19 protein-coding genes are annotated in these 26,436 nt (G+C 52.8%); 9 read left to right on the plus strand and 10 right to left on the minus strand.

The genetic code is table 11. The annotated features are described in order from the left end of the window. Positions 1-416 precede the first annotated feature (416 nt). The 4 genes from nhaC (at position 417) to fldA (ending at position 7,970) form a co-directional block, all read left to right on the plus strand. Complete coding sequence (nhaC, locus tag FH974_RS10635; protein WP_047884030.1) at positions 417-1,862, plus strand: Na+/H+ antiporter NhaC; 1,446 nt, start codon at positions 417-419, stop codon at positions 1,860-1,862. 363 nt (positions 1,863-2,225) lie between these two features. Next, positions 2,226-3,575 (plus strand): hydroxylamine reductase, encoded by a 1,350-nt coding sequence (hcp, locus tag FH974_RS10640; protein WP_047884029.1) that lies wholly within the window; start codon positions 2,226-2,228, stop codon positions 3,573-3,575. Between the two features lie 124 nt (positions 3,576-3,699). Continuing rightward, on the plus strand, positions 3,700-7,380 hold the full coding sequence (gene nifJ / locus FH974_RS10645) for a pyruvate:ferredoxin (flavodoxin) oxidoreductase (protein WP_242551823.1): 3,681 nt from the start codon (positions 3,700-3,702) through the stop codon (positions 7,378-7,380). A gap of 101 nt (positions 7,381-7,481) precedes the next feature. Further along, entirely contained in the window at positions 7,482-7,970 is a 489-nt protein-coding gene (fldA, locus tag FH974_RS10650; RefSeq protein ID WP_047884028.1) for a flavodoxin FldA, read from the plus strand. A 165-nt stretch (positions 7,971-8,135) separates the two neighbouring features. On the opposite strand, the gene FH974_RS10655 is transcribed toward fldA, so the two are convergent. The 4 genes from FH974_RS10655 to yejK form a co-directional block, all read right to left on the minus strand. Continuing rightward, entirely contained in the window at positions 8,136-8,492 is a 357-nt protein-coding gene (locus FH974_RS10655; RefSeq protein WP_047884027.1) for a nitrous oxide-stimulated promoter family protein, read from the minus strand. 129 nt (positions 8,493-8,621) lie between these two features. After that, positions 8,622-8,813 (minus strand): Hpt domain-containing protein, encoded by a 192-nt coding sequence (locus FH974_RS10660; protein ID WP_217393214.1) that lies wholly within the window; start codon positions 8,811-8,813, stop codon positions 8,622-8,624. Continuing rightward, the gene (locus tag FH974_RS10665) at positions 8,801-9,838 is read right to left on the minus strand and encodes a hypothetical protein (RefSeq protein WP_207103266.1); all 1,038 of its coding nucleotides are present in this window, start codon (positions 9,836-9,838) and stop codon (positions 8,801-8,803) included. The genes FH974_RS10660 and FH974_RS10665 overlap by 13 nt, the downstream gene beginning before the upstream one ends. A 208-nt stretch (positions 9,839-10,046) precedes the next feature. After that, positions 10,047-11,060, minus strand: a complete 1,014-nt coding sequence (gene yejK / locus FH974_RS10670) for a nucleoid-associated protein YejK (RefSeq protein ID WP_047884025.1) — start codon at positions 11,058-11,060, stop codon at positions 10,047-10,049. A gap of 84 nt (positions 11,061-11,144) precedes the next feature. On the opposite strand from yejK, the gene FH974_RS10675 reads away from it, so the two are divergent. Then, positions 11,145-11,363 (plus strand): YejL family protein, encoded by a 219-nt coding sequence (locus tag FH974_RS10675; RefSeq protein ID WP_047884024.1) that lies wholly within the window; start codon positions 11,145-11,147, stop codon positions 11,361-11,363. A gap of 51 nt (positions 11,364-11,414) precedes the next feature. Then, entirely contained in the window at positions 11,415-13,268 is a 1,854-nt protein-coding gene (locus FH974_RS10680) for a DUF3413 domain-containing protein (RefSeq protein WP_047884023.1), read from the plus strand. Between the two features lie 331 nt (positions 13,269-13,599). On the opposite strand, the gene FH974_RS10685 is transcribed toward FH974_RS10680, so the two are convergent. After that, positions 13,600-13,872: a hypothetical protein gene (locus FH974_RS10685; protein ID WP_047884022.1), complete on the minus strand. Its 273-nt coding sequence runs from the start codon at positions 13,870-13,872 to the stop codon at positions 13,600-13,602. A gap of 325 nt (positions 13,873-14,197) precedes the next feature. Between FH974_RS10685 and FH974_RS10690 the strand changes: the two genes are divergently transcribed. Further along, complete coding sequence (locus FH974_RS10690; RefSeq protein WP_047884021.1) at positions 14,198-14,893, plus strand: SDR family oxidoreductase; 696 nt, start codon at positions 14,198-14,200, stop codon at positions 14,891-14,893. Between the two features lie 218 nt (positions 14,894-15,111). Then, positions 15,112-16,782, plus strand: a complete 1,671-nt coding sequence (locus tag FH974_RS10695; RefSeq protein WP_047884020.1) for a GGDEF domain-containing protein — start codon at positions 15,112-15,114, stop codon at positions 16,780-16,782. Between the two features lie 85 nt (positions 16,783-16,867). Here FH974_RS10695 and FH974_RS10700 read toward each other — a convergent pair whose 3' ends face one another. The 5 genes from FH974_RS10700 to FH974_RS10720 all read right to left on the minus strand — a co-directional run bounded on the left by FH974_RS10700 (position 16,868) and on the right by FH974_RS10720 (position 24,253). Further along, entirely contained in the window at positions 16,868-18,862 is a 1,995-nt protein-coding gene (locus FH974_RS10700; RefSeq protein WP_047884019.1) for a DNA topoisomerase III, read from the minus strand. A 186-nt stretch (positions 18,863-19,048) separates the two neighbouring features. Beyond that, on the minus strand, positions 19,049-20,146 hold the full coding sequence (gene mnmH / locus FH974_RS10705) for a tRNA 2-selenouridine(34) synthase MnmH (RefSeq protein ID WP_047884018.1): 1,098 nt from the start codon (positions 20,144-20,146) through the stop codon (positions 19,049-19,051). Then, entirely contained in the window at positions 20,146-21,186 is a 1,041-nt protein-coding gene (gene selD, locus FH974_RS10710) for a selenide, water dikinase SelD (protein WP_047884017.1), read from the minus strand. Before selD ends, mnmH begins: the two co-directional genes overlap by 1 nt. Positions 21,187-21,489: 303 nt before the next feature. Next, positions 21,490-22,038 carry an NAD(P)H nitroreductase gene (locus FH974_RS10715; protein WP_047884016.1) on the minus strand — a complete coding sequence of 183 codons (549 nt, stop codon included), beginning with the start codon at positions 22,036-22,038 and terminating at the stop codon, positions 21,490-21,492. A gap of 202 nt (positions 22,039-22,240) precedes the next feature. Next, entirely contained in the window at positions 22,241-24,253 is a 2,013-nt protein-coding gene (locus FH974_RS10720; RefSeq protein ID WP_047884211.1) for an NADPH-dependent 2,4-dienoyl-CoA reductase, read from the minus strand. 252 nt (positions 24,254-24,505) lie between these two features. On the opposite strand from FH974_RS10720, the gene sppA reads away from it, so the two are divergent. Beyond that, positions 24,506-26,362, plus strand: a complete 1,857-nt coding sequence (gene sppA / locus FH974_RS10725; protein ID WP_047884015.1) for a signal peptide peptidase SppA — start codon at positions 24,506-24,508, stop codon at positions 26,360-26,362. Positions 26,363-26,436: the final 74 nt, after the last annotated feature.

Consider the following 26,436-nt stretch of genomic DNA (forward strand, 5'->3'; position numbering starts at 1 on the left):
TGATCATTTCAACACACACTGATAACCTATAAAAGAAAATACAGGCGATATTTTAATCTGAATTATTAGATAAAAATTATCTTTAAAACTGCAAACACAGGGAAATACACAAAAGGACACAACTAATATCCACAGTTAAAAAACAACCAAAACACAACATTCACACGCAAAATTAACATTAATTTAAATAGTATTTATGTTTTTTTAAGTGTTTTATCGAAGTGGTTGGATGAGCTCACAGAAAGTGACATTTTCTATCGCCGCACCTCCAGCAATCGGCTAGAGTAGCGGCGATTTAACGTTGGCACCTATATTGGGCATCCTGCCATAAGAATTATTAAATACCTGCCTCCAATTATTACAAGCAAACAGGAGGCTGCTTTTATGTACAGGTTCGAACTTACAAGGTTAGAAGTATGAACACACAGACTGTGAAACTACCATCGCTGACACAGGTTGTTATCGCGCTTGGTATCTTTCTTGCGCTGGCATTTTCGTTCACCGCTAAACTAGATCTACCAATCCAGCTGGCACTTTATATCGGCTGGTTTGTCATTATGTTGCTTGGTCTCAAGCTTGGTCACGATTACAAATCGCTGGAAAAAGCGGCAACTCAAGGTATCGCTAACGGTCTTGGCGCTGTCCTTATCCTGCTTGCCGTGGGGGCGCTGGTCGGCACCTGGATTGCCGGTGGTATTGTTCCGACGATCATCTACTACGGCCTGAAAGCCATTCACCCGTCTATCTTCCTGCTGGCAACCATGCTGATCTGTTCCATGACAGCTCTGGCTACCGGTACTTCATGGGGTGCGGCCGGTACAGCCGGTATCGCTATGATGGGGATTGGTCAGGGGCTGGGAATTCCGGCACCAATGACTGCCGGTGCGGTTCTGTCAGGCTGTTACTTCGGTGACAAAATGTCTCCGCTGTCTGACTCCGTGATCCTGGCATCTTCAATGTCTAACGTTGAAATCGTGGAACACATCAAAGGCATGCTGCCAATCGCACTGATCAGCTACGTGATCACCGGTATCCTGTTTACGGCTGTGGGTTTCCACTACGCCGGTAACGTGGACATGTCACAGGTTGAATCTGTGATCACCGCGATGGAACAACAGTTTGTGATTTCTCCTTTCTCCTTTGTCCCTGTGATTATCGTGCTGGCGCTGCTGGCAATGCGCATGCCTTCATTCCCGGTGATTTCCTTTGGTTCACTGCTGGGTATTGCCTGGGCGGTACTGATTCAGGACATGGATCCACTGGTTGCCTTTAATACTGCATGGGCACCATTCTCGATTAACTCTGGTGTAGACTTCATCGATGCCATCCTAAACCGCGGCGGCATGTCATCCATGCTGGGCTCAGTGGCTGTTATCGTATTCGGTCTGGGCTTTGGTGGCCTGCTGGATAAAGTCGGTGTTCTGCAAACCATCGCTAAAATGTTCGAGAAGCGTGTTAACTCTGCAGGCAGCCTGTCAGTGTCGACGATCGCAACAGCGTTTCTGGGCAACGTATTTGGCTCGGCGATGTATGTATCGCTGATTCTGACGCCAAAAATCTGTGCCAAGAACTACGACCGTCTGGGCTTCCAGCGTAAGAACCTGTCCCGTAACGCCGAATTTGGCGGTACGCTGACATCAGGCATGGTGCCTTGGAGTGACAACGGCATCTACATGGCGAGTATTCTGGGTGTTGCCACCTTCTCATACGCACCGTTCATGTGGCTGAGCTTCGTCTGTATTCTGGTAACCATCATCTCGTCTTACATGGGCTGGTTTGTTGACCGCTGCCCACCAAAAGCCATTGATGAGCCAGAAGAAGACGAACAGACTGCGGTAACCGGTCAGCAGCAGACGGCATAGTCGCCCACTGCACCAGACCAACCCGGTTAAGAGAGAAGAGCGCCATCAGGCGCTCTTTTTATTGGCCTGATAAGACTTTGTGTGCTGATGAAATCAGGCACTCTTTCCCCCTCTCTGGTTCATTTTTCGCACCTGTCACTCCGCTCCGCTCCCAACACTCAGAGTTCCATCTGTGTTCCAATGGCTTCGCTGCAATTACCGGATACCCCTAAAGCGTTAATTTCGCTGTTTACCCCCACATAAGTTATATCTGATATATATCTTTATATTCATCCCTGATCTTGATCAATGATCGCACCTGGTTATCACCGTATTCTCACCCCCATAAAGATGCAATACAAATACACCTTTAAGGATGCAACGATGTCTAACCTAGCAATGTTCTGCCACCAATGTTCCATGGCTCAAACCGGCGGCTGCGGCAGCTCCGGGAAAACGCAGGGAACCTGCGGTAAAGATGACACTCTGTCTCGCCTGCAGGATATTATGATTTTTGGTCTGAAAGGCCTGTCAGCTTACCGTACGCATGCCAATGATCTGGGGGCCGCCACCAAGTCGGTTGATGATGTCATTGCAGAAACGTTGTACTTCACCCTGACCAACGTGAATTTCAGCTTTGACCAACACATTGCGCAACTAATGAAAGTCGGCGCTGCCGGCAGCGAAATCATGTCACGCCTTGGGGAAGCCCATCATCAGCGTTTGGGCGTACCGACCCCGGTATGTGTCCCGCAGAACAAAGCAGAAGGCAAAGGTATTCTGGTCACTGGCCACGATCTGGAACTGCTGGAACGGCTGCTGATCGCGACCGAAGGAACAGGCATCAACATCTACACCCACTCCGAAATGTTGCCGGCGCACGGCTACCCGGAGCTGCGTAAGTACCCGCACCTTAAAGGGAACATCGGTAAAGCCTGGTTCGACCAAAAACAGCTGTTCCAGAAATGGAACGGCACTATTATTGTCACCACCAACTGCATCGTGCCGCTGACAGGACGCGCTGATTATGCTGATCGCCTGTACCGCTACGGTATTGTCGGCATTGATGGCTGCCGTCAGCTGGGCGAGGACTTTGCTCCGCTGATTGAACACACGCTGAGCCTGCCGGATATTGAAGGCTTCGACAGCGACGAGACCCTAACAACCGGCCACAACTACAAAACTATTCTGGGGCTGGCACCGCAAATCCTGGGGGCGGTAAACAGTGGGAAAATCAAACAGTTCTTTGTAGTTGCCGGCTGCGATAAACCAGGCAAACAAAATGATTACTACCGGGAGCTGGCACTGTCTATCCCGAAGGATTGCATCATCCTGACTTCGTCATGCGGCAAGTTCCGTTTCAACGACCATGATTTTGGCACAGTACCCGGCACCGAGATTCCTCGCTATATCGACCTGGGCCAATGTAATGACAGTTACGGCGCTGTCATGATTGCGCTGGCACTGAGCGATGCCATGGGCGTTCCGGTCAATGATCTGCCGGTCAACATCGTTCTGTCGTGGATGGAGCAGAAAGCCGTACTGATTCTGCTGGCGCTGTTCAATCTGGGTATCCAGAACATTTATCTGGGCCCGAATCCACCGGAATTTGTGAATGAGGCCATTTTTGAATTCCTGCAACAGCAGTTCAACCTGAAACTCACCAGTGATGTCAAAACGGATCTGGACGCCATGCTCAATCCTCAGCCAACGCTGAGTGTGGTTGACGCGTAAGCCTTTCAGCACCGTCGTACACTTCCGGGCCGGCCTCTCGCTACCCACTTGGGGTTGGCCCACCTCCCTTTCACCACATCGGCACCCAGAAGGCCGGTACTGTGTTCAGTCGCAGGAGTGAGTCATGTCTATTACTGAGCAACCCGGTATCGCAGACAAAGCAATGATACCGGCAAATCCATCTACCCCCGTGTTTGTCACTATAGATGGCAATGAAGCCGCAGCCTCCGTGGCTTATCGCTGCAATGAGGTTATCGGCATCTACCCGATCACGCCGTCATCGCCGATGTCCGAAGCCTGTGAACAATGGGAATCGCAAGGTCGGGAAAACCTGTGGGGACAGGTACCACGCGTTATTGAGATGCAATCGGAAGGCGGTGCCGCCGGTGCCGTTCACGGCGCATTAATGGCCGGGGCGCTCGCGACCACTTTCACCTCTTCTCAAGGATTGCTGCTGAAAATCCCGAATATGTACAAAATTGCCGGAGAGCTGACGCCATTTGTCATGCACGTGGCTGCTCGCACGCTTGCCACCCACGCGCTGTCTATCTTCGGTGACCACTCCGATGTCATGGCTGTACGGCAGACAGGGTTTGCCATGCTGGCTGCCGGCAGTGTCCAGCAGGCGCATGATTTTGCGCTGATCAGTCAGGCCGCAACACTGGCCAGCCGAATCCCTTTCGTGCATTTCTTTGATGGTTTCCGCACTTCGCACGAAATCAATAAGATCGCGTTTATCGACGACCATACCCTGCAGGCGATGATCGACCCGGCTCATGTCGAGGCGTTTCATCAGCGCGGGCTGACGCCGGACGCACCCAGCTTACGCGGAACCGCCCAAAACCCGGACACATTCTTCCAGGCACGGGAAGCCGCCAATGTGTTTTATCAAGCCTGCCCGGATGTGGTGGCCGACTGCATGACACAATTTGGCCGCCTGACCGGCCGTTTTTACCAGCCGTTCACCTACCACGGTGATCCGGCGGCCACCGATATCATCATTGTGATGGGCTCTGCCAGCGCTGCTGTCCAGCAGGCCGTTGCTTTTCTCAACCAGCAGGGCCATGCCGTGGGTGTGCTTACCGTACATCTGTATCGGCCGTTCTCGCTCAAGCATTTTATTGACGCTCTGCCCGCTACCATCAAACGCATTGCAGTTTTGGATCGCACCAAAGAGCCGGGGGCAACCGGCGAGCCGCTGTATCAAGATGTGTGCGCCGCCCTGCAACAGGCCTGTCGCCAGTCACAGTATCCGCACTTGCCGGATATCGTAGGCGGCCGCTACGGCCTTTCCTCTAAGGAGTTTACCCCGGCCCATGCTGCCCGCGTCTTTGAAGCCCTCAAGACGGGAACCCTGCACCAATCTTTCACGGTCGGTATCCAGGATGACATTACTCACCTGTCACTCCCTCAACCCGTAAAGCCACTGAGAGAGCCAGAGAGCCGATTCCGTGCCCTGTTTTACGGTTTAGGTGCCGACGGTACAGTCAGTGCCAATAAAAACACCCTGAAAATTTTGGGTGAACATACTCCGCTACATACGCAGGGGTACTTTGTGTATGACTCGAAAAAGTCCGGCGGGGTGACGGTCTCTCATCTGCGTATTGATTCCGTGCCAGTCGAAGCGCCCTACCTGATTGAACAGGCCGAATTTATTGCCTGTCACCAATTTGAATTCATTCATAAATTGGCCATGTTCGAGAAAGCAGCACCGCAGGCAACCCTGCTGCTGAACAGCCCGTACCCGGCTGATCAGGTATGGCAACATCTGCCACGCGAAGTGCAAAGCACGATTATCGACAAACAGCTCCGACTCTATGTTATCGACGCGGTCAGCCTGGCCCGTCAGCTGGGTCTGAAAAATCGGATTAACACCGTGATGCAGGCCGCTTTCTTTGCCCTGAGCGAATTGCTGCCGATAGACACAGCGCTGAGCGCGCTGAAAGCAGCCATCAGCCGCAGCTACAGCAAACGCGGACCGGCCATTGTGGATGCCAACCATGCCGCGGTTGACGCCACCGTTGCCCGCCTGGCACAGGTTGCTATTCCGGAACAAGCCAGCGCAGCACACTCTCGCCCGCCGGTGGTCAGCCCGGATGCGCCAGCATTTATCCAACAGGTCACCGCTCTGATGATGGCCGACAAAGGTGACTTGTTGCCGGTCAGTGCATTCCCGGTTGACGGTAAATGGCCGACGGCGACCTCACAGTGGGAAAAACGCAACATCGCGCAGGAAATCCCGGTCTGGGAAGCGGATTTGTGTACCCAGTGCAATATCTGTACGCTGGTTTGCCCACACGCGGCAATCCGGGCCAAAGCCGTTGCTCCGGGCGAGCTGAGCGAGGCACCGGCTGGTTTCAAACACACCGATTACAAACAACGGGATTTCAAAGGTCAGGCCTATACCCTGCAAGTATCGCCGATGGATTGCACCGGTTGTAATCTGTGTACCGAAGCGTGCCCAGCCAGTGAGCCGAGCCCTGAACCCGGCCAGCTGGTCCGAAAAGCCCTGAACATGTCGGCCAAAGCCCCGCAACAGACTGAACAGCAGCGACACTTTGCCTATTTCCAGACTCTGCCTGAGCTCAAGCGCATTGACATCAAACGGATTGACGCGCGCTCCAGTCAGTTGCTGCAGCCCCTGTTTGAATTCTCGGGAGCCTGCTCCGGCTGCGGCGAAACCTCCTACATTAAGCTGCTGACTCAGCTGTTTGGCGATCGCCTGCTGATAGCTAACGCGACCGGCTGCTCATCCATCTACGGCGGGAACCTGCCGACAACGCCGTACAGCACCGACAGCCAGGGCCGGGGCCCAGCCTGGGCAAACTCCCTGTTTGAGGATAACGCCGAGTTCGGGCTAGGTATGCGCCTCGCCCTGAACAGCAAGCGAGACCGAGCGTTGAGCCTGCTGAGCGACAGTCAGGCCCTGCTACCGGAAGAGCTGGCCACACAAATCCGCCAAGATGCTTTCGACAGCAGCGAGGCTGCAGTCATTCGTCAGCGCCAGAACCTGTCAACACTCAAAGAATACCTTGCCGAGAATGCAGAAACAGATGCGCTGCTGGCCAGATCTGACGATCTGGTCGCGAAGAGCAACTGGATTGTCGGCGGTGACGGCTGGGCTTACGACATCGGATTTGGCGGGTTAGACCATGTCCTCGCCGGGAGCGATAACGTCAACGTGCTGGTGATGGATACTCAGGGATACTCCAATACCGGAGGGCAGCAGTCTAAAGCCACCCCAACTGGCGCTATTGCCAAGTTTGCCAGTCAGGGAAAAACCAGCGACGGCAAAGACCTCGCGGTTCACATGATGATGCACGGCAATGTCTACGTCGCCAAAATCGCGCTGGGCGCAAACATGAATCAGGCCGTCAAAGCCTTGCAAGAGGCCGAAGCTTACCCCGGCCCGTCTCTGGTGATCGCTTATTCGCCTTGCATTACCCATGGCTATGACATGGCAGAAGGCGTCAGCCACCAGCAACTGATGGTCGAAACCGGGTTATGGCCGCTGTTCCGCTTTGATCCGCGCCGTCTGGACAAAGGCCGCGCCGCACTGCAACTGGACTCCAAACCACCCAAGCAGGATGTAGAAGCGTTGGTCAGCCGCGAAGCACGCTTTACCCAGTTGCAACGCAAGCATCCTGAACGGTATGCCCAGTCGTTGTCCCAGCTTCGCCGTCAGGTTGCCCACAAACAACGTCTGCTGGCTCAGTTGGCCGACTGGACACCGTTAGAACCGGAGAAGCCCGCGGAGACAACGCCGTCTATTCCGACCAGGCAACCAGCGCCCCACCAGCAATAAACCGATTTAACTGCGGCAGCCTCTGTTAAGGCCGCCGCTCAACACTTGAATACCAATGTCTGCCAGAGTCACGACTCTGGCAAAAGCAACAGGAGACACACATGGCTAACGTTGGAATTTTCTTCGGCAGCGATACCGGTAACACAGAAAAAGTGGCAGTGATGATCGCCAGCCGTCTTGGCCTTGAAGCGCAGGACATTGCCGGTCTCAGTCACGACATATTTGATGCGTATGATCTACTGATTCTCGGCACTCCGACGGCTAACTACGGCGAAATGCAGCCGGACTGGGATTACTTTGTCCCGGAGCTGGAAGAAGCCGATTTAACGGGAAAAAAAGTCGCTTTGTTTGGTCTTGGCGATCAAATTGATTACCCGGACAGTTATCTGGATGCCATGGGCGATCTGGCCGATCTGGTCATGCAGGCTGGCGGCGAGCTGATTGGCCAATGGCCCGCAGAAGGTTATCAGTTCAATGACTCCCGCGCATTTCGGGATGGTCGGTTCATCGGGCTGGCACTGGATGAAGATCGTCAGCCGGAACTGACCGAAGATCGCGTCGCAACCTGGCTGGCGAGCCTTGGTCTGTAGGTTGTAATTCTAGTAACAGCCCCCCCGGCTAGCCAGTACGTGCAGGTGGTCAAACATGACATTTCTCCGAAGTGGCACCAAGCTAAGCTGAAAATAACAACGGAAACGAAGACAAAGGGCTGCCAGCAGGCGGCCCTTTGTCATGTTGAACCATAGAGAATAAATTCAGGAAGACACCGAAGACGAGGATTCCGTCTCACAACGTCGGAGACAGTCGATCTTAAACTTCAGCGCTTTGATTGGCTGTCGCCAGGCAAATTTGCGCATTGACCAGCGTAAGACATGAACAAAGTGCAATCTTTTGGCAGGTTGATAACAGGGCGTTTCACACACCAGGCAATTCGGTTTGGCTTCCCCTAACCGGCAACTGGCGATGCGCTTTTCAACATAGTCAATCAGCCCTTCACATTCGGGACAAACAATCGCCCCCCGATGCAGCGTTTTACAATAAAGCCTTATCATCGCCTTAGTGATGTCCAGTTCACGCTGCTGTCGAACCGGTTCGTTGGATTGAATATTCATAACGGCGGTATTATCCACCGCCGTTTGAAGATTCCTCTGATCCAGATCAACCGTGCGAAATATCACACTTTTTCGCTTACCTTGTTATCGGCGCATCCGAATTGTCTGTTGACCGCATGACTTCGCTTGCTACGCCCCTTCAAACACATCTACTGTATAGCGCCGCGCACTGTCCATGGTATCGTTCAACACCCGGGACAGCGCGTTACAATCATCCAGCGTGACCGGCTGCTGATGTTTGTACTGAGCTTCAATGTGTGCCGCGACCTCTTTCAAAGCCCGAGCTCCCAAACTGCCGGCAACCCCTTTCAAGGTATGCACCAGACGCTGCGCTTCTTCGGTCTGTCCCCCCGGCGTACCATCGCAGTCAGAGCCGCCGCGTCACCGGCATGCTCTTCGATAAACAGCTCAACCAGCATCTGCACAGCGCTGACATCATTGTCGAGCGATTGCATCAGAAACCGCACATCAATTTCTGCCGCCGGAAGTGCGTTAGCCTGATTTTTGACAGCTTGTCTATTGGTTGCTTGCAACCTGTCTAACGAAGCGGCTGGAGCGGTTGATTCTGGGGATAGTGCGGATGTGGTTACGGTTGCCGATGAAACAAGCGCCTCTGCCGCCTTCACATCGTTTACCTCTCCGATAAATGGTTCTGCTCTGGCGTTATCGGTATCAGGTTCCACAGCAGGCGTATCACCAGAACCAACATGATGTTTCACTACATCGGTAGCCACGAGCACCACATCTTCCAACGCAACCTGCAGCTGGCGGCAATCTGCTTCTGAGACCACGTATTCAGAAAGAAAACCGGGCTGGTTAAGCCGTCCGGCGATTTTTCCAGCCTGATCACTGAGCTCACCGGCCCCCAGGCTGGCAGAAACCTCCCTCAGCGCCTCTGCTAATTTGCCGGCGGTCAGATAATCTTGCTGTCGCACAGCCCGCAAAATGTTGTTGCCGTCTTCGGCATGATCAGTCAGAAAAATTTCGAGCAGCAGTACCACTGAGCCAATATCATGATCCATTCGGTCCATTAAATAACTCAAGTCCAGTACTGCCTGCGGTTTTGCACCGCCGGTCAAGACATCTGAATTGAGGTTAATGTCATCGGCCGGGGTCACCCGTGGCGACATGGTATCAGTGTCACATTCAGGCTCACGCTGCTGTCTTAACAGCCCGACGACGCTGACCGCAGCCATGATCCCCACGACCGCTGCCGCATAGCCCCAATCAGCCTGTGAGACAACACCAAGATAGAGCCCGATAAGTGCCACCAAAGCACATCCAATTACGGCAACCACCAGTGTGATTTTACCTGCTTGCCGAGAATGCCAATCTTTCACCATCATGCTGTCTCCTTCCCTGCCGCCGAGGTTCGTTCATGGCAGACCGTTCGGACGGCCGCCACCTGTCCTGTTTTACAGGTCATACGAATCTAAAAATCTATACATCTACTTTAGGCAATAAAGTCAAAAGAGAACAACTCAGGAAAAGCAAACAGTGACTGGGCTGGCAGTAAAAAGCCCGTCACCAGAAGGCAGCGGGCTTTGCGAGGAATCAGTCGTCAGCGTTCAGGCGACGTTGCAGCTGATCTTTGAGGTTAGGCGGGATGCCCTTAATGGTCAGCGTGTCAGTGTCAGCATCGTAAAAAACCCGCTCACCCAGCAACATGCTGTCAAAATTGATGGTCAGGCCGCCGCCGGAACCCACAAACTTGGTCAATTTGCGCATCGCCGTGCGGTCTGCCGGGAAGCTTTCTTCCAGCTCATAACCCTGCTGTGACGTAAACTGGTAAAAATCTGTGCCGTCTTCGGCCGGTGGCAATTCAGCCGCCAGCTCTTTCACCGTCACTTCATCACCGCTTTGCAGCTGGCTGTTGCAGTAATCATAAACCTGCTTGCGATACTGCTGCTTTTCTTCCTTGTCCAGACGCGAGTCTGCACAGAAATCTTCCACCGCCTGCATCAGAACCTGATTCTGGGTTTTCACATCCAGCCCCACTTCTGCCTGCATAAAGTCCAGGAAGAAATCTGCAATCTTACGGCCTACCCGCCCCTTGATGAAGGTCAGATAGCGATTAGATTCTGCATCCGTTTCCATTGTGGAAAGGTCAATGCGCGCGGCAATGTCCATTTTGGCCACATCCAGGTAATCAGTGGCACTGATATCCAGTTGCTCGGTCACTTTCATGCTATGGCAGGTTGGCAACAGGCCAATGAACAAGTAATCCGTTGCTAGCGACTGGTATTCAGCGATCACCAACGTGCCAACATCAGCAAACGGGTATTTCGCCAGCTCCGTATGCAGACGCTGTGCTGCCTGATTGGAAAAACCGAGAAAATCCAGCTCACCGCGGCGGACCTGTTTCAGCCAGTGGCCGAACTCACTGTCATCAGCGAAGTGACCGAAGCCCTTGGCTCCCTTGCTGCTGTACACACGGTGCAGCTCTGCCACTAGATCTTCAGTTGACGCTGAGTTTTCAAGCGTTTGTTTTCGAAGATGAACTTCAAGCTCATCCTGACCATTCTTAACCAGCTGGTGCAGAATGACGTTTGAAAGGGTAAGGCTCATAATGGAAAAATTTCAGTAAATGTAAAGTGTAGGGTATTATAAGTCGCTTTCTTTAACATTAAATAAGATTAAACAAGACTTCCTATGCCAATTACTTCAAAATACAGCAATAAAAAAGTTGAACAAATCATTGATGATATGTTCGATGTACTTGAGAAGCATGATGCTTCGGCAGAACTGGCACTGATGATTGTGGGCAATATCGCGACCAACATCATCAATGCGGACGTTCCGTCATCGCAAAGGAAGGCCATTGCAGAAAAATTCGCTCAGGCGCTGCAATCCTCTATCAAAGAAGACTAATCTTGTTGGCTTGCGTCACGGCATAACGAAGAGTGGGAAACACTGACATCTATGGTCTCTAGCGGTAACAATTACAAAGAGAAAGTCTCTCAGCTTATCAGCTGGGGACACTGGTTCAGTTTTTTCAATATCATCGCTGCCATGCTTCTTGGTACGCGATATATTGTCCATTCTGAGTGGCCAGACACCCTGTTTGGACAGCTCTACCTGGCTTTCAGCTGGGTAGGCCATTTTGGCTTTCTTGTTTTTGGGTTCTACATCCTCATCCTCTTTCCAGCCAGTTTTCTGATCCCGTCTCAGCGTCTGATGCGGCTGTTTGCCGTGCTGGTCGGTACCATCGGGCTGACCGCGCTGTTACTCGATACCCATGCGTACGAATCGCTGGATCTGCACCTGAGTCCACTGGTGTGGGACTTGCTGTTGAGTGGAGAAAGAACTGAACTCAATGCCCGTTGGCAGTACCTGTTTATTACCGTACCGGTAATTTTCCTGTTACAGCTGATCCTGTCAGAGTGGCTGTGGCGCAAGTTAAGAAAACTGACTCGCAAGCACGTGGGTGTGCCGATTGCGATGGTATTCGGGATCTGCTTTGTCAGCAGCCACCTGATGTATATCTGGGCCGATGCCAAACTGTATCGCCCGATCACGGTCCAGCGCTCTAATTTCCCGCTGTCATACCCGATGACCGCAAAATCCTTTATGGAAAAACACGGCCTGCTTGATCGTCAGGAATACACCAAAAAACTGAACGCCCAAGGCATCGAAAGCAGCGAGCAGATCCGCTATCCGCTTGAAAAACTGACTTTCGGTGATCCGGGGACCGGCCAGAATCTGCTGGTGATCATGGTAGACGGTTTGCGCAGTGATATGGTTGACAGCGAGACCATGCCGTACCTGACGGCGTTTGCGCGCCAGAACCTGCAATACAGCAATCATTACAGCAGCAGTAATGACGACACATCCGGGTTGTTTGGTCTGTTTTATGGCCTGCCAAGCAGCTACATCAACAGCATTCGCTCGGCGAATACCCCGCCGCTGGTGCTGGATACCCTGCAAAAACGCGGTTACAAATTTGGGATCTTCAGTGGTGCCGGCCTGAATGATAACCCTCTCTATCGCGACGCTATTTTCTTCGGTCAGCAACTGCCTGACGCAGACAAAGATGAACACAGTGACCAACGCGCCATTGCCGAGTGGACAAACTGGCTGAAAGCCGGTGCCGAAGACAAACAGCCATGGTTCAGCTTTATTGAGCTGACGGCAGTAGAGCGCTTTGAAGAAGGCGGCGACTACGCACAAAAATTTGAACCGGCGATTGGTACAGGTTCCGTCAACAGCAAAGACACCACCCGAATCCTGAAAAACAGTTACCGCAATGCCGCCTACCATGTTGATGAACAGCTGATTGCTATTTTCGATCAACTGGTTGAAAACAACATGATGGACAACACCATTGTTCTGATCACGGCAAACCACGGTACCGAGTTCAATGAAACCGGCACCAACAGCTGGGGCGCTGACAGCAACTACAGCCAGTATCAGCTGAAAGTTCCGATGATCATTCACTGGCCAGGCAGCGTTGCTTCTGTAACAAACCGTCTTACCAGCCATTTGGACGTAGTCCCGACGCTGATGGAATCCATGTTGAGCGCCGCCACTCCGGCATCAACCTACAGCAGTGGTGTGAACCTGTTTACTTCATCGTCTAAACGCCGTTGGATTCTGGCTGGTAATGAGGATGACATTGTCATGATTCAGCCGCAGACAACGACAGTGGTTGATAAATACGGTAACTACCGTGTTTACAACGAAGACTATAAACGCATGGAATCAGCAAAACCGAAATTGTCGACGCTGATGCAGGCCATGCATGAGTTGAAACGCTTTAACCAAAACGAAGATTAGAAAGCGTCTCGCTCTGAGCGACTCAGATAAGTGCCTACGCTCAACCCAACAGCAGTGATGCTGGCTAAGGTACAACGATTAGCCTGGCAAAGATGACCTGAAGCCGTTGGCACAAACAAGCTCACACAGACAAAAGGCAGCCTTCACAACAGGCTGCCTTTTTAGTACGCGACAAAATGGTATACAGAAAGCATCACCACTCTCCGCATAACCCTAAGTAGAGAGAAGCTTTTTTATTTAGGCACTATTTTAGGCACTATCACCTTGTATACACCGACCTCCTGCTGTGGTCGTAAATAATGTGCCTTCAGATGCTAATAATAATCAGATGCTAATAATAATCCCGGTTGTCGGCATAGCACTGATCGTAGCCATCGTTCCAGCCGTTGGCATATTTCGGCTCTCGCTTCATCCGCTCGGCATCCTGAAGAAAACCGTCAAGCCGGGTTTTGGCTTCAGTCGTACGGCTACTGCACCCGTCTTGGTAGCCGTCCAGATAATCCCGGGTGAAGCCCAGTTCGAGCAGCCTTTCGTGTCGGGTGTCTGCGCAACCGATCACCAGAACCGCTCCCACCATTAGCGCAAGATACGTCTTCAACATCATCCTGACCCTAACAAGATTAACAACAAGAATATGAAAGTGAACACGTAAAATTTAGCCAGTCACTCCCATCCCCGATGTCTTAACATTAATACTCTGCCTCAATACTCATCCAACGCTCATCCATATCCAGCTAAGCCACCCCAGATTCCCTGCCGCAACAAAGAATTCAGCAATACAGTTGGACTCCCCTGCATCTTGCGCTTCGCCATTAGAGTCAAACCTGACGGTTTACCCTGAACCGGATGAAGCTGCAGCGCTTCGCGATCAGCGGTCAGTTTCGCTATCATGAACCATACGCGTCCCTGTTTTTATCGAGAGTAACACTATGACACCTACCCTGCTGATTACCGGTGCGAACCGGGGAGTTGGTCTGGCACTGACCCGAGAATATCTGCATAACGGCTGGCAGGTTTATGCCAGTTGCCGGGATATCTCAGCGGCGCCGGAGTTACAAGCGCTGCAGCAAACACATCCACACCTGACTCTGCTGGAACTGGATGTTACCGATCACGCGGCTATCCAGTCTCTGAGCCGGAGCCTGTCGGGTATCACACTGGATTTATTGATCAACAACGCCGGTTATTACGGTCCCAAGGGATACGGCTTTGGTAACACCGATGCCGATGAATGGCGCAAAGTATTAGAAATTAATACGATTGCACCGTTAAAAATGGCTGAAGCCTTTTACCCGCAACTGAAACAAGGCAACCCCGGTATCATTGCCTGCATGTCCTCCAAAGTCGGTAGCATGACGGAAAATACCAGTGGCGGCGGGTACATTTACCGCTCTTCAAAAGCCGCACTCAATTCTGTGGTCAAAAGCCTGTCCAACGATTTGTTCAGCGAAGGCATTCGCTGCATTGCGCTGCATCCGGGTTGGGTACAAACGGAGATGGGCGGGCCAAATGCCCTGATTGATGCAGGCACTTCCGCCAAGGGGCTGAAACAGGTTCTGGATCGCCTCCAACCAGAAGATTCAGGTCAGTTCATTGATTATCAGGGGCAATACCTGCCCTGGTAGGTCTGGTGTAAAAAGCAGCCACCAATAAAACATGGCCGATCAATAACCTGTGTCGAGAATTCAATCAATACAGGGCTGGTATTGCACCTTTCATGCGGAGTGACTCGCAATTCTGCTTGCCGCTGGATACGGCCAGAGTATTTTGCGCTATTAGTACCCCATTTCGTTGGCATAAACCGTCACAATAGTCTTCAGCTAGGATGTTAAGGGTACAGACCTTGGCTCAAAACGCACTTCTCACACAGTTTTATCAACCTCTGCTCAACCATTGGAGTAAGGCGCACGGCTTCCGTACGCTTTGCGAGCTGACCTGTCGTCACTTTGCGCTGGTATTTGGGGTAGAAAAAATAACGCTGGCGGTCGCGTATAAATCCCACTGGAAAATCATGCTGGACATGACCGAAGCGGGTATCCAGTTTCATCTTCCGCCACTGGTCTTCCCAGAGCATTCCGACGTCCCTTTTCACCAAATGCACAAGGCGGTACGCCAACACAGACCGGCTCTGCTTCACGATATCGAGCTAAATCCGGAACCGCATGTTCCCCGCTCTGTAGTCAGCCATACTCCGAAAATCAGGCTATTGCTGCCGCTCGTGCGACGGGGTATTGGTATTGGCTGCCTGACAGTCGACTTACCGGACAATGCAGCCACCCGGCAGCTACAAGAGGACGACTTCCTTCAGCTCAGTACCCTGCTGGCTGCTGAGCTCGACGCCTTCCTGCTCAATGCATCCATTCAGGATGAACACATCGGACGACGCAGTGCCGAGCGCGAACTGAAAATCAGTTTGCAGGAGCAACGACACTTACAGCAGCAGCTCCAGACGCTGCACGATATATCCTTCCAGCTGTGGCGGGCCCATTCCATGGACCACATGTTGTTTACTGCAGTGGATGAAGCCAAAAAGCACCTCGACATCGACCGGATGGCCATATTTCTGTTTGAGGAAGGCGAACGGATGCAGGGCACCTATGGAACCGATTTGCAAGGCAATACCGTTGATGAGCACTATTTTGAGTCGGCCATTCCGGATATGTGGTTTGCCACTTTGACGCTGGAGCAGAAGGAGTATCTGGCGATTGAAGAAAATACTCCGCTATACCATGACCTGAAACAGGTCGGGTTTGGCTGGAGCGCCTACGTATCACTGTGGGATGAAGATACCCCTATCGGCTGGATCGCCTGTGATAATCTGCTGAGCGGCATGCCACTGCGGGATTATCATCGGCAAATTCTTAAACAATTCGGTTTCATCGTTTCACAGCATCTGGTTCGCCGACGCGCCGAAGAACAACTGATCCGGCTCAACACCGAGCTGGAGCAACGGGTTTCCGAACGCACCCAGGCTTTGCTGCAGGCCAATGAAAAGCTGGAGAAAATTTCACGTCAGGATCCGCTGACCGAGGTGGCAAACCGGCGAGTCTTTGATGAAATGTTTGCTGAAGAATGGCGCCGGGCAGAGCGGCACCAGCTCCCGCTCTCCTTGCTGATTATGGATGTCGACCATTTCAAACACTACAACGATAGCTATGGCCATGCCGCCGGTGATCACTGTCTGAAAACGCTGGCGAAAGCATTATCTTCTCTGGAACGTCGGGCTGGGGCATTATTTGCCCGCTATGGCGGGGAGGAGTTTGTCTTGCTGCTGCCGGGACAAGATCAGCAAGCAGCACGTTATGCGGCTAAACGCGCGCTGTACGCCGTACAGGCTCTGCAGCTTCCACGAGAAAACGGGGCAGACAGTGCCCCGGATATTGTGACCATCAGTATCGGTGTCAGCACCATTATTCCATCCAGCTGCCGCACCCCCGGAGACTTTTTCAAACAGGCCGACCTGGCACTATATGAAGCTAAATCAAAAGGCCGGAACCAGCTCTTTGTCGCCTGAGCCATGCTCCGGAATCATACTTTTGAGCTTTACTCCTGAGGCCATACTGTTGCCTGCCAGTCGTTTCAGGCTGACTCTCTACACCTTATGCCTGTTTTTTTGCTCGAGGGCGTTGACTGCCGCCTTTAGCCGAAGCGCGACCGGTAGCCCCGGATGACGGTTTTCGACTGAAACGCCGCTTTTTCCCTTTACTCGGTTCCGGTGATTTGAGATCCCGCAAACTCTGTGGCACTTCACTGGTTTTCACCCGCTCCATCAGCCGTGAGACCTGTATTTCCAGCGCCTCCATAAATGGCCGGTACGCACATTTTTTCTCGGCCATGTCCTGCAACTGGTGTTCCCAGTGTGCCGTCATGTCCGGATAGGTCGCCTCGTCCGGCAAGGCATAAATCAGCCCTCGCCCGGCCTCAGTGGCATGAATACTCTTGCCCTGCCGCACCAGCAACTGCCGTTTGAACAGAATATCGAGAATGCCCGCCCGGGTCGCCTCTGTGCCCAGACCATCGGTATCCCGCAGAATTTTCTTCAGGGACTGATCCGAGACAAACCGCGCAATCCCGGTCATCGCTTGCAGCAACGTCGCTTCGGTAAACGGCTTCGGTGGCTCGGTCATCTTGTCGAGAATTTCACCGTCCCGGCAGGTTAGCACCGTCCCTTTTTCCAGTGGCGGCACCTTATCAGCCAGATCCGTGCTGTTATCAGACGACGATTCTTCATTACGCCCCATCAGTTGGCGCCATCCGGCAGACATCAACTGCCGTCCCCGTGCGATAAAAATGCCACCAGCAATAGTAAAGACTAACTTCGCCTCACTGTAGATGGCAGCCGGATAAAACTGCATCAGGTACTGACGGGCAATCAGCTGATAGACTTTCTGCTCGGCTCCGCTCAGGCTGGCGGCATTGACGGCTTTCGGCGTCGGGATGATCGCATGGTGAGCATCCACTTTCTTATCGTTCCACGCTTTTGACTTCAGGCTGGTATCAGCCCCTTCTACAGCAGCAGATAAGCTGGCATCAGTGCTACCTATCGCGCGGCAAACATTGTCAGCCTGACGAAAGTGCTCCTGCGGCAAATAGCGGCAGTCTGAACGCGGGTAAGTAATAACTTTGTGCTTTTCATACAATGACTGGCAGGTGGCCAGCACATCAGCCGCGCTCATGCCAAACCGTCTGGCAGCATCAATCTGCAACGCCGACAGAGAATACGGCAAGGGTGCGGCCTGACGGCTTTCTTTGCGTTCTGACTCCGTCACTTCTGCCGGCTGGCCTTTAATCCGGCTGACCACGTTCTCACACAGCTTGCGGTTGAGGATCCGCCCGTCCTCATCCTGCCAGGGCAGACAAGCATCACTCGGTTTCCAGCGAGCGCGGATCTCCATATCCTGGTAAGGAATCAGTGCAAACAGCTCGTAAAAAGGCTTAGGCACAAAGTTGGCTATTTCATCATCACGGCGCGTAACCAGCCCCAGCACCGGCGTTTGCACCCGGCCAACAGACAGTACCCCGCGGTAGCCGCCTTTCTGGCCCAGCAATGTGTATGCCCGGGTCATGTTCATCCCGTATAGCCAGTCTGCCCGGGAGCGGGCCAATGCCGAAACCGACAGCGGAATGAAATCCCGGTTACTGCGCATTTTACTGAGCGCACGTTTTACCGCTGATGGGTTAAGGTCAGAAATCAGCAGACGCTGCATCGCCGCTTTTTTGCTTTCGGCCAGCTTGACGTAATCAATCACCTCATCAACCAGCAGTTGCCCTTCGCGATCGGGGTCTCCGGCATGCACCACTTCCGTCGCCTGCTTACACAGTTTTCTGACGACAGAAAGCTGCTTGCTGGCGGATTTTCGCGGCGTCAGCTGCCACTGCTCCGGTACAATCGGTAAATCGGCCATATTCCATTTTTTATACCTGTCGTCATACGCATCCGGCTCGACCTGCTCCAGTAAATGGCCGATACACCAGGTAACCCGGTCGCCGTTGCCCACTTCGATGTAACCGTCATGGTTTTTATGCGGGCGCGGCAACACGGCCGCAATGGCTCTGCCCAGGCTGGGTTTTTCGGCGATATAAAGACGAGACATGATTAACTGCTGTTTATTATTGGCTGTGCGTAATGTTCTGCACTATATGCAAATTCCACGGATACGACAAGAATTGACTGGATATAAACACAGTAAAGCCCGAAGAGAGTAAGGACGATGCGTAATCTCTCCGGGAAACTGAGGATAGGGTGTTAGGGATACGAGTATAGTGCGAGTATGGATGAACTATTTCACTGTTGTGTCGCGCAGCCAGTCACGCACTTCAACGTAGCGGCCACGGAACACAACCCGGTCGGCTTTCTTGCTCAGCTGATAGGCATACATAGGATCGTAATACTCACTGAGCAAAGGGTGTAACCAGTCGTAGTGCCCATCCAACGTACCGTCCACCTGCATTCGGTGAATAGCCAGTTGCTGCACCGCCAGCAAGTTTTCATACCGCTGGTAACCCAGCCGTTTGCGAATAGCAAACAACCCCTGCGCCAGATAGGCTGCAAACTGCTGCCAACCGGCGTCATCGCCATAGGCCAGACAAAAATCCTGCTGCATCCGTACCACATAATCAGCCAGCAATCGCTCCAGACGAACATCAACCGGGTCGTCCACCAAAGCAATCGGTGCCTGCTGCATGGTCTTGAGCAAGGGTAACGGCAGACTGACCGAGCCGATGATCCGTCCTTCGTCTTCGTACACCAGATGCGAGTGCCCCGCGGCCTGCTTTTTGAGCATGTCGACAGCAAGCGTGTTTTCAAACGCAATCTGGGTCCGTTGTCCACTCACATAGCGCCCGAAGGACGAACCACGGTGATTCGCCGCCCCTTCGAGATCAATACCATTGGCTAACTCAGTAAGCATCTGGGTTTTACCGCAGCCCGTATTTCCCCCTATCAAGGTTTTGGGCTGAATGACAATGTCCTCCAGAGTATCAATCAGGAAGCGGCGCAGGGCTTTGTAGCCACCAATCACCATCGGGTAGTCAACCCCGGCCTCCTTAAGCCATTGCTGACTGATTCTGGATCGCAATCCGCCACGGAAACAATATAGGTATCCCTGAGGATTGGCCTCACAGAATGCTTTCCACTGTGCCACACGCGCCGCTTTGGTTTCTCCGCAAACCAGTTTGTGCCCCAGCGCAATCGCAGCCTCTTGCCCTTGCTGTTTGTAGCAGGTCCCGACCGCCTGACGCTCGCTGTCCGTCATCAGGGGATGATTTACCGAAGCTGGGAATGCACCCTGAGCAAACTCCACCGGTGCCCGCATGTCCATCAGGGGAATATCGCGGATAAACAGCTCGCGATAATCTTCAATATTTTTCCGGGCCATCAGCAAATCTCAATCAGGATACGTTCGTCGGCAAGAGCATTGTGCAGTTGGCCAATCGCTTCAAGTGAGATACCGTGTTTGTTCGCCACAGCCTGCACGTCCCCTTCGGCATCCGGTGACACTGCCAGCAGAAGGCCGCCCGATGTCTGCGGATCACACAACAGCGATTGCTGCTGTTGGCTCATTGCACCCAGACGGTGCCCGTAGCTGTCGAAGTTACGATGGGTGCCACCCGGTACACACCCTTTTTCGATATAGTCAAACACGCCCGGCAAGTGCGGAATGCGATCAAACCATACTTCCGCTTTCAGCCCGCTGCCTTCACAAATTTCGTTCAGATGCCCCATCAGGCCAAATCCGGTCACATCGGTCATTGCCTTCACGCCGACAATCTCCGCAAAGTCGGCGCCAGGAGTATTCAGCTTACACATCCAGTCCCGAGCCAGTCCCTGATGCTCAGGGAGCAACAACGATTTTTTCTCTGCTGTGGTCAGCACACCGATGCCCAAAGGCTTGGTCAGATACAGTTGGCAACCGGCCTCTGCCTGATTGTTTCGTTTTACCCGATCGGTACTGACCACGCCGGTAACGGCCAACCCGAAAATGGGCTCCGGCGCATCAATCGAGTGACCGCCAGCCAGCGCAATACCGGCTTCGCGGCAGGCTGCACGTCCGCCTTCCACCACCTGTTGCGCCACTTCCGGCGCAAGCACATTTACCGGCCAGCCCAAAATCGCAATCGCCATGACCGGCTTGCCACCCATGGCATAAATATCACTGATCGCATTGGTGGCAGCGATCCGGCCAAAATCATACGGGTCATCCACAATTGGCATGAAGAAATCGGTAGTGCTGACGACCGCAGTGCCATTGCCAAGGTCATACACCGCGGCATCGTCTTTGGTTTCATTCCCTACCAGTAAATTCGGATCGTGAAAGGGCGCCATCTGGCTTCGTAAAATCATATCGAGAACCTGAGGGGAAATTTTGCAGCCGCAGCCTGCGCCGTGGCTGTATTGAGTCAGGCGAACCTTTTCCATTGTGTTGCTCCGATCTAAGAGATGTTGTCAAAACAAGACGTGATGTTGTCAAAAGAAGAGCGGATATATTACGCCGGCAGACTGACACTTACGTCGATTGGGATCAAAAAGGGGGAACCGGCTGGCTCCCCCTTGTGGTTTCTGTACCCACCGACTTAGGTACACATTGATTAAGGTACTGTAGATTTTGATGCGAGTGATTTTGGTGCTAGTAATTTTAGTTGTATCGATTTAAGTGCTACGTACTCATGTACCGTTTTGTATAACGACGGTTTGAATCTGCCGATAAAGCCTGACAGGGCCTTACAGATATTCGACAAACTGTGACAAATCACGCTCAGGCGCTTTGGCGTCACGGCAATCAGCCGTTCCCAGATACAGGAAGCCGGCAATCAAGTCCTCGCCGCTCACACCCAATGCTTCACGCACCACCGGGTGATATGCCCAGCTACCGGTGCGCCAGATGCCCGCAAATCCTTGTGCAACCGCAGCCATTTGCATCGCCTGCACCGCACAGCCAGCTGACAGGTGCTGTTCAATCACCGGTACTTTGTCATGCTCGGTCACTTTCGCCACCACAGTGATGACCATTGGCGCACGGAAAGGCGCTTTGGATGCCTTTTCGATCACCGCCTCTTCCGCACCATCAGCTTTCGCCGCTTCCACCAGAATGTCAGCCAGTTTTTGCAGCCCTTCACCTTCAGAAACAATGAAACGCCATGGCGTCAACGCCGCATGATCCGGGGCACGCAGGCCAGCGCGGAAGATATTGTCCAGCGCATCGCCCTGCGGGGCAGGTGCAGCCAGCTTAGGTAACGAGCGGCGATTTAACAGTAACGTAAGCGCGTCCATAACAACCTCATGATGAAAATAGTTCTTTTTTGTACATTACCACAAAAGCCTGATACAAAAACCTGAGCAATACTGTGGTTTATCGCAAGATCAACCGCGGCCCGAACTAACGAGCCGCTTGATTGACGTTCCTTCGTGCGATCCGGTGTATTAAATAATGGCAAAGTGGATACCACTGACCAGTCGCATGTTTAGCGCGGGCTCACAGTTTAGCGGCCAGCTCAACTCCCTGGCGGATCACCCGTTTCGCATCAACTTCACCCGCAACTTCCGCACCACCAATCACATGAACGGACAGGTTCATCGCCTGCAATTTTTCCGACAACTCTTCAACCGAGGTCTGACCGGCACACAACACAATGTTGTCGACTTCCAGTATCCGCGACTGACCTTCAACCGTAATGTGCAGACCCTGCTCATCAATTTTGTCGTAGCTGACGCCACTGAGCAGCTCTACCCCACGTTTTTCGAGCACTTTTTTATGGATCCAGCCCGTTGTTTTACCCGGCCCACGTCCCACCTTACCCGGCCGACGTTGCATCAGCCAGACCTGACGCTGACTCACATACTCGGAATACGGGTAAAGTCCACCGGCATGCTCAATCGATTTATCAATGCCCCAGTCTTTCAGCCAGTCATCCAGATCCTGATGCTCTGGCTCAGTCAGCATGGTAGACACATCCACCCCGATACCGCCGGCACCAATCACGGCCACACGCTGGCCTAGCTGCACTTTGTCGCGAATCAGTGTCTGGTAATCGATCACTTTTTCATTGTCGATACCCGGGATCCCCGGAATACGAGGTTTCACCCCGGTCGCGATCACCACTTCGTCGTAGCCCTGCAGCTCTTCAGCCTGCACCGCATGACCAAGAATCACGTTCACCCCGGTTTGCTCCAGACGGCGGGTAAAATAGCGAATCGTTTCCCGGAACTCTTCTTTCCCCGGGATTTGCATCGCCAGATTAAACTGGCCACCCAGATAATCATTCTTCTCGTACAGATCCACCTGAAAACCGCGTTCAGCGGCGGCGACTGCCGTTGCCATCCCCGCCGGACCGGCACCAACAATAGCGATTTTGCGCTGGCTGGCACTCGGCGTCAGCACCAGCTCGGTTTCATAACAGGCCTGCGGGTTAACCAGACAACTTGCCCGTTTACCGACAAAGATATGGTCCAGACAAGCCTGGTTACAGCCGATGCAGGTATTGATATCCTCAGCCCGATTTTCCTCAGCTTTGCGGACAAAATCCGGATCCGCCAGGAACGGACGGGCCATCGACACCATATCAGCCTGATTGGTCGCCAGAATCTGCTCTGCCACATCCGGCATGTTGATCCGGTTACAGGTCACCAGCGGAATTGACACTTCTGATTTCAGTTTTTCGGTTACCCAGGTAAACGCCGCACGCGGCACCTGAGTCGCAATTGTGGGGATGCGGGCTTCATGCCAGCCAATCCCGGTGTTCAGAATAGTCACCCCGGCCTGCTCAAGCAGTTTCGCCAGCTGCACCACTTCTTCCTTGGTACTGCCCTGCTCAACCAGATCCAGCATAGACAGGCGGAAAATGATGATAAAATCACGGCCAACCCGGGCGCGCACCGCTTTTACCAACTCCAACGGGAAGCGGATACGGTTTTCATAGCTGCCGCCCCACTCATCGTAACGGTGATTCGAACGCTTACAGATGAACTGGTTAATCAGATAGCCTTCCGACCCCATCAGCTCGACGCCGTCGTAACCGGCTTCTCTGGCCAGCTCGGCACTTTTCACAAAAGCCTCGATGGTCTTTTTGATCTGGCGGGTGCTCATTTCCGTCGGGGTGTATTTGGATATCGGCGATTTAATTGCGGATGCGCTGACTGCAAACGGGTGCATCGCATAGCGACCGGCATGCAGCAGCTGAAGGGCGATTTTTCCGCCTTCGTCATGCACGGCATCCGTCACCACACGGTGAGCACGTGCTGCACGGGCAGTACTAAATTCGGCGCTGAGCGGATGCAGCCGACCACGGAAGTTAGGAGAGAAGCCGCCTGTGACGATCAATCCTACCCCGCCACGGGCGCGGGCAGCGTAGAAAGCAGCCATTTTCTTGAATCCGTCACGGGACTCTTCCAGTCCGGTATGCATCGATCCCATAAGCACGCGGTTACGCAGCTGAGTGAAACCAAGATCCAGCGGCGCTAATAGATGTGGGTAAGATTTATCGTCCATGGCTTCCATTCTTCTTATGTTATGGTCTGACCAGTATAGGGGCTGGCTGACCGAAATCAAACATCTGTTTACATTAACGTAACATAAAATTGATTTAGATCTAACCTTATCGACAATAATTCCCTTCACAGCCCGTGATAGCTGTCCCGCATTTGTCAGAGTAACCCTTTGCCTGGTTACGATTTCTTACTGTAATTCCTTGTTTACTAAGATAGGATAAACAGCATAAGAGAGAGTCAATCAGGTACCTTTATGAAAATGTTACTAAAAGGAATCGGCAAGTTGTTCCGGGGAATCTGGAAGCTGATCAGCTTTGCCCGTCAACTGCTCATTAACCTCATGTTCCTGGTGATACTGGGGATGGTGTTTTTCCTTTTCACCCAGAGCAGCAAACAACCGGAACTGCCGAAAGAGGCAGCCCTGGTGCTGGATCTGACCGGCCCGATCGTTGAGCAGCGAACCTACATCAATCCTGTCGACAACCTGACAGGCAGCATGCTTGGCCAGCCACCTATTCAGGAAAACGTCCTATTTGACATTGTCGAAGCCCTGCGTCAGGCCGCCACCGACGACCGGATCACCGGTCTGGTGCTGTATCTGCAGGACATGGATGAAACTAACCTGACCAAGCTGCGTTACATTGCCAAGGCTCTGAATGAGTTCAAAGAGTCTGGCAAGCCGGTGTATGCCGTGGGTGACAACTACAAGCAAAGCCAATACTACCTGTCGAGTTATGCCGATAAAATCATCATGTCTCCGGACGGTGGTGTACTGCTGACCGGTTACGGCAGTTACAGCCTGTACTATAAGAGCCTGCTAGAGAAACTGGACGTCAACACGCATGTATTCCGGGTCGGTACTTACAAATCGTTTGTGGAACCTTACACGCTGGATGGCATGTCTGACGCCGCGCGAGAAGCCAATACCGTCTGGCTGAACCAGCTGTGGGATGCATTCACCCAGGATGTCGCTACCAACCGCAATATTGAAGCGGCTACGCTGACGCCAAAAATTGACAATCTGCTGGCTGACCTGAAAGCCGTCAACGGCGATTTTGCTCAGCTGAGTGTGAAGCTGGGACTGGTGGATGAACTGCTGACCCGTCCTCAGATGCGCAAAGCGCTGATTGACGTTTTTGGCGAAAATGATGGTCACAGCTTTAACCAGATCAGCTACTACGACTACCAGCCAACATTGAAAGACCGTTCACAGCCCAATGACAACCAGGTTGCCGTCGTGGTAGCCAGTGGTGCCATTATGGATGGCGATCAACGCCAGGGCACCATCGGAGGGGATTCAACTGCGGCCTTGCTGCGTGATGCCCGCTATGACGACAAAGTGAAGGCCGTTCTGCTGCGGGTAGACAGCCCGGGAGGCAGCGCATTTGCTTCCGAGGTGATCCGTAACGAAGTGGATGAACTGCGTGCGGCAGGCAAGCCGGTCGTGGTTTCAATGTCGAGTGTGGCTGCATCCGGCGGATACTGGATTTCATCCAGTGCTGACCGCATTATCGCCCAGCCGACGACCATCACAGGTTCTATCGGTATTTTCGCCATTCTGACCACCTTTGAAAAAGGGCTGGAAAATATGGGTGTGTACAGCGACGGGGTCGGAACCACACCGTTCTCAGGCGTTGGCGTTACCCGCGCGCTGCCGCAGGGTGTGGCCGAAATGTTCCAGATGGGCATTGAAAACGGCTACCAGCGTTTCATTGGGTTGGTAAGTGAACACCGCAATATGACATTGGAGCAGGCCGATAAAGTCGCTCAGGGACGTGTCTGGACAGGTCAGGATGCGCTGAATCTTGGGTTAGTTGATGAACTGGGTGACTTTGATCATGCCGTGAAAGTCACAGCTAGCCTCGCTAATTTGGGCGAAGACTACGAACTGCGCTGGATGACTGAGCCACTGAGCCCGGCTGAACTGTTCCTGCAACAATTTGGCACCGATGCCAAAGCTTGGGTTGCTGAAGCCATCTGGGGGGAAGTACCGGCTGCAATTCAACCCGTTACCCGACAGGTTGTAACAGACCTGACAACCCTCGCTAACTTTAATGATCCAAAAGGACAATATGCGTTCTGCATAAACTGTCTGAATATCGAAAAGTGAGATCAGCCCGGCAATGCCGGGCTTTTTTTACTTCCAGTTCACCGTATAATGCGTGCACCAAACCGAAAATTCTG

Origin of the sequence: Photobacterium ganghwense, assembly GCF_017329545.1 — a bacterium.
GTDB classification, from domain to species: Bacteria; Pseudomonadota; Gammaproteobacteria; order Enterobacterales; family Vibrionaceae; genus Photobacterium; species Photobacterium ganghwense.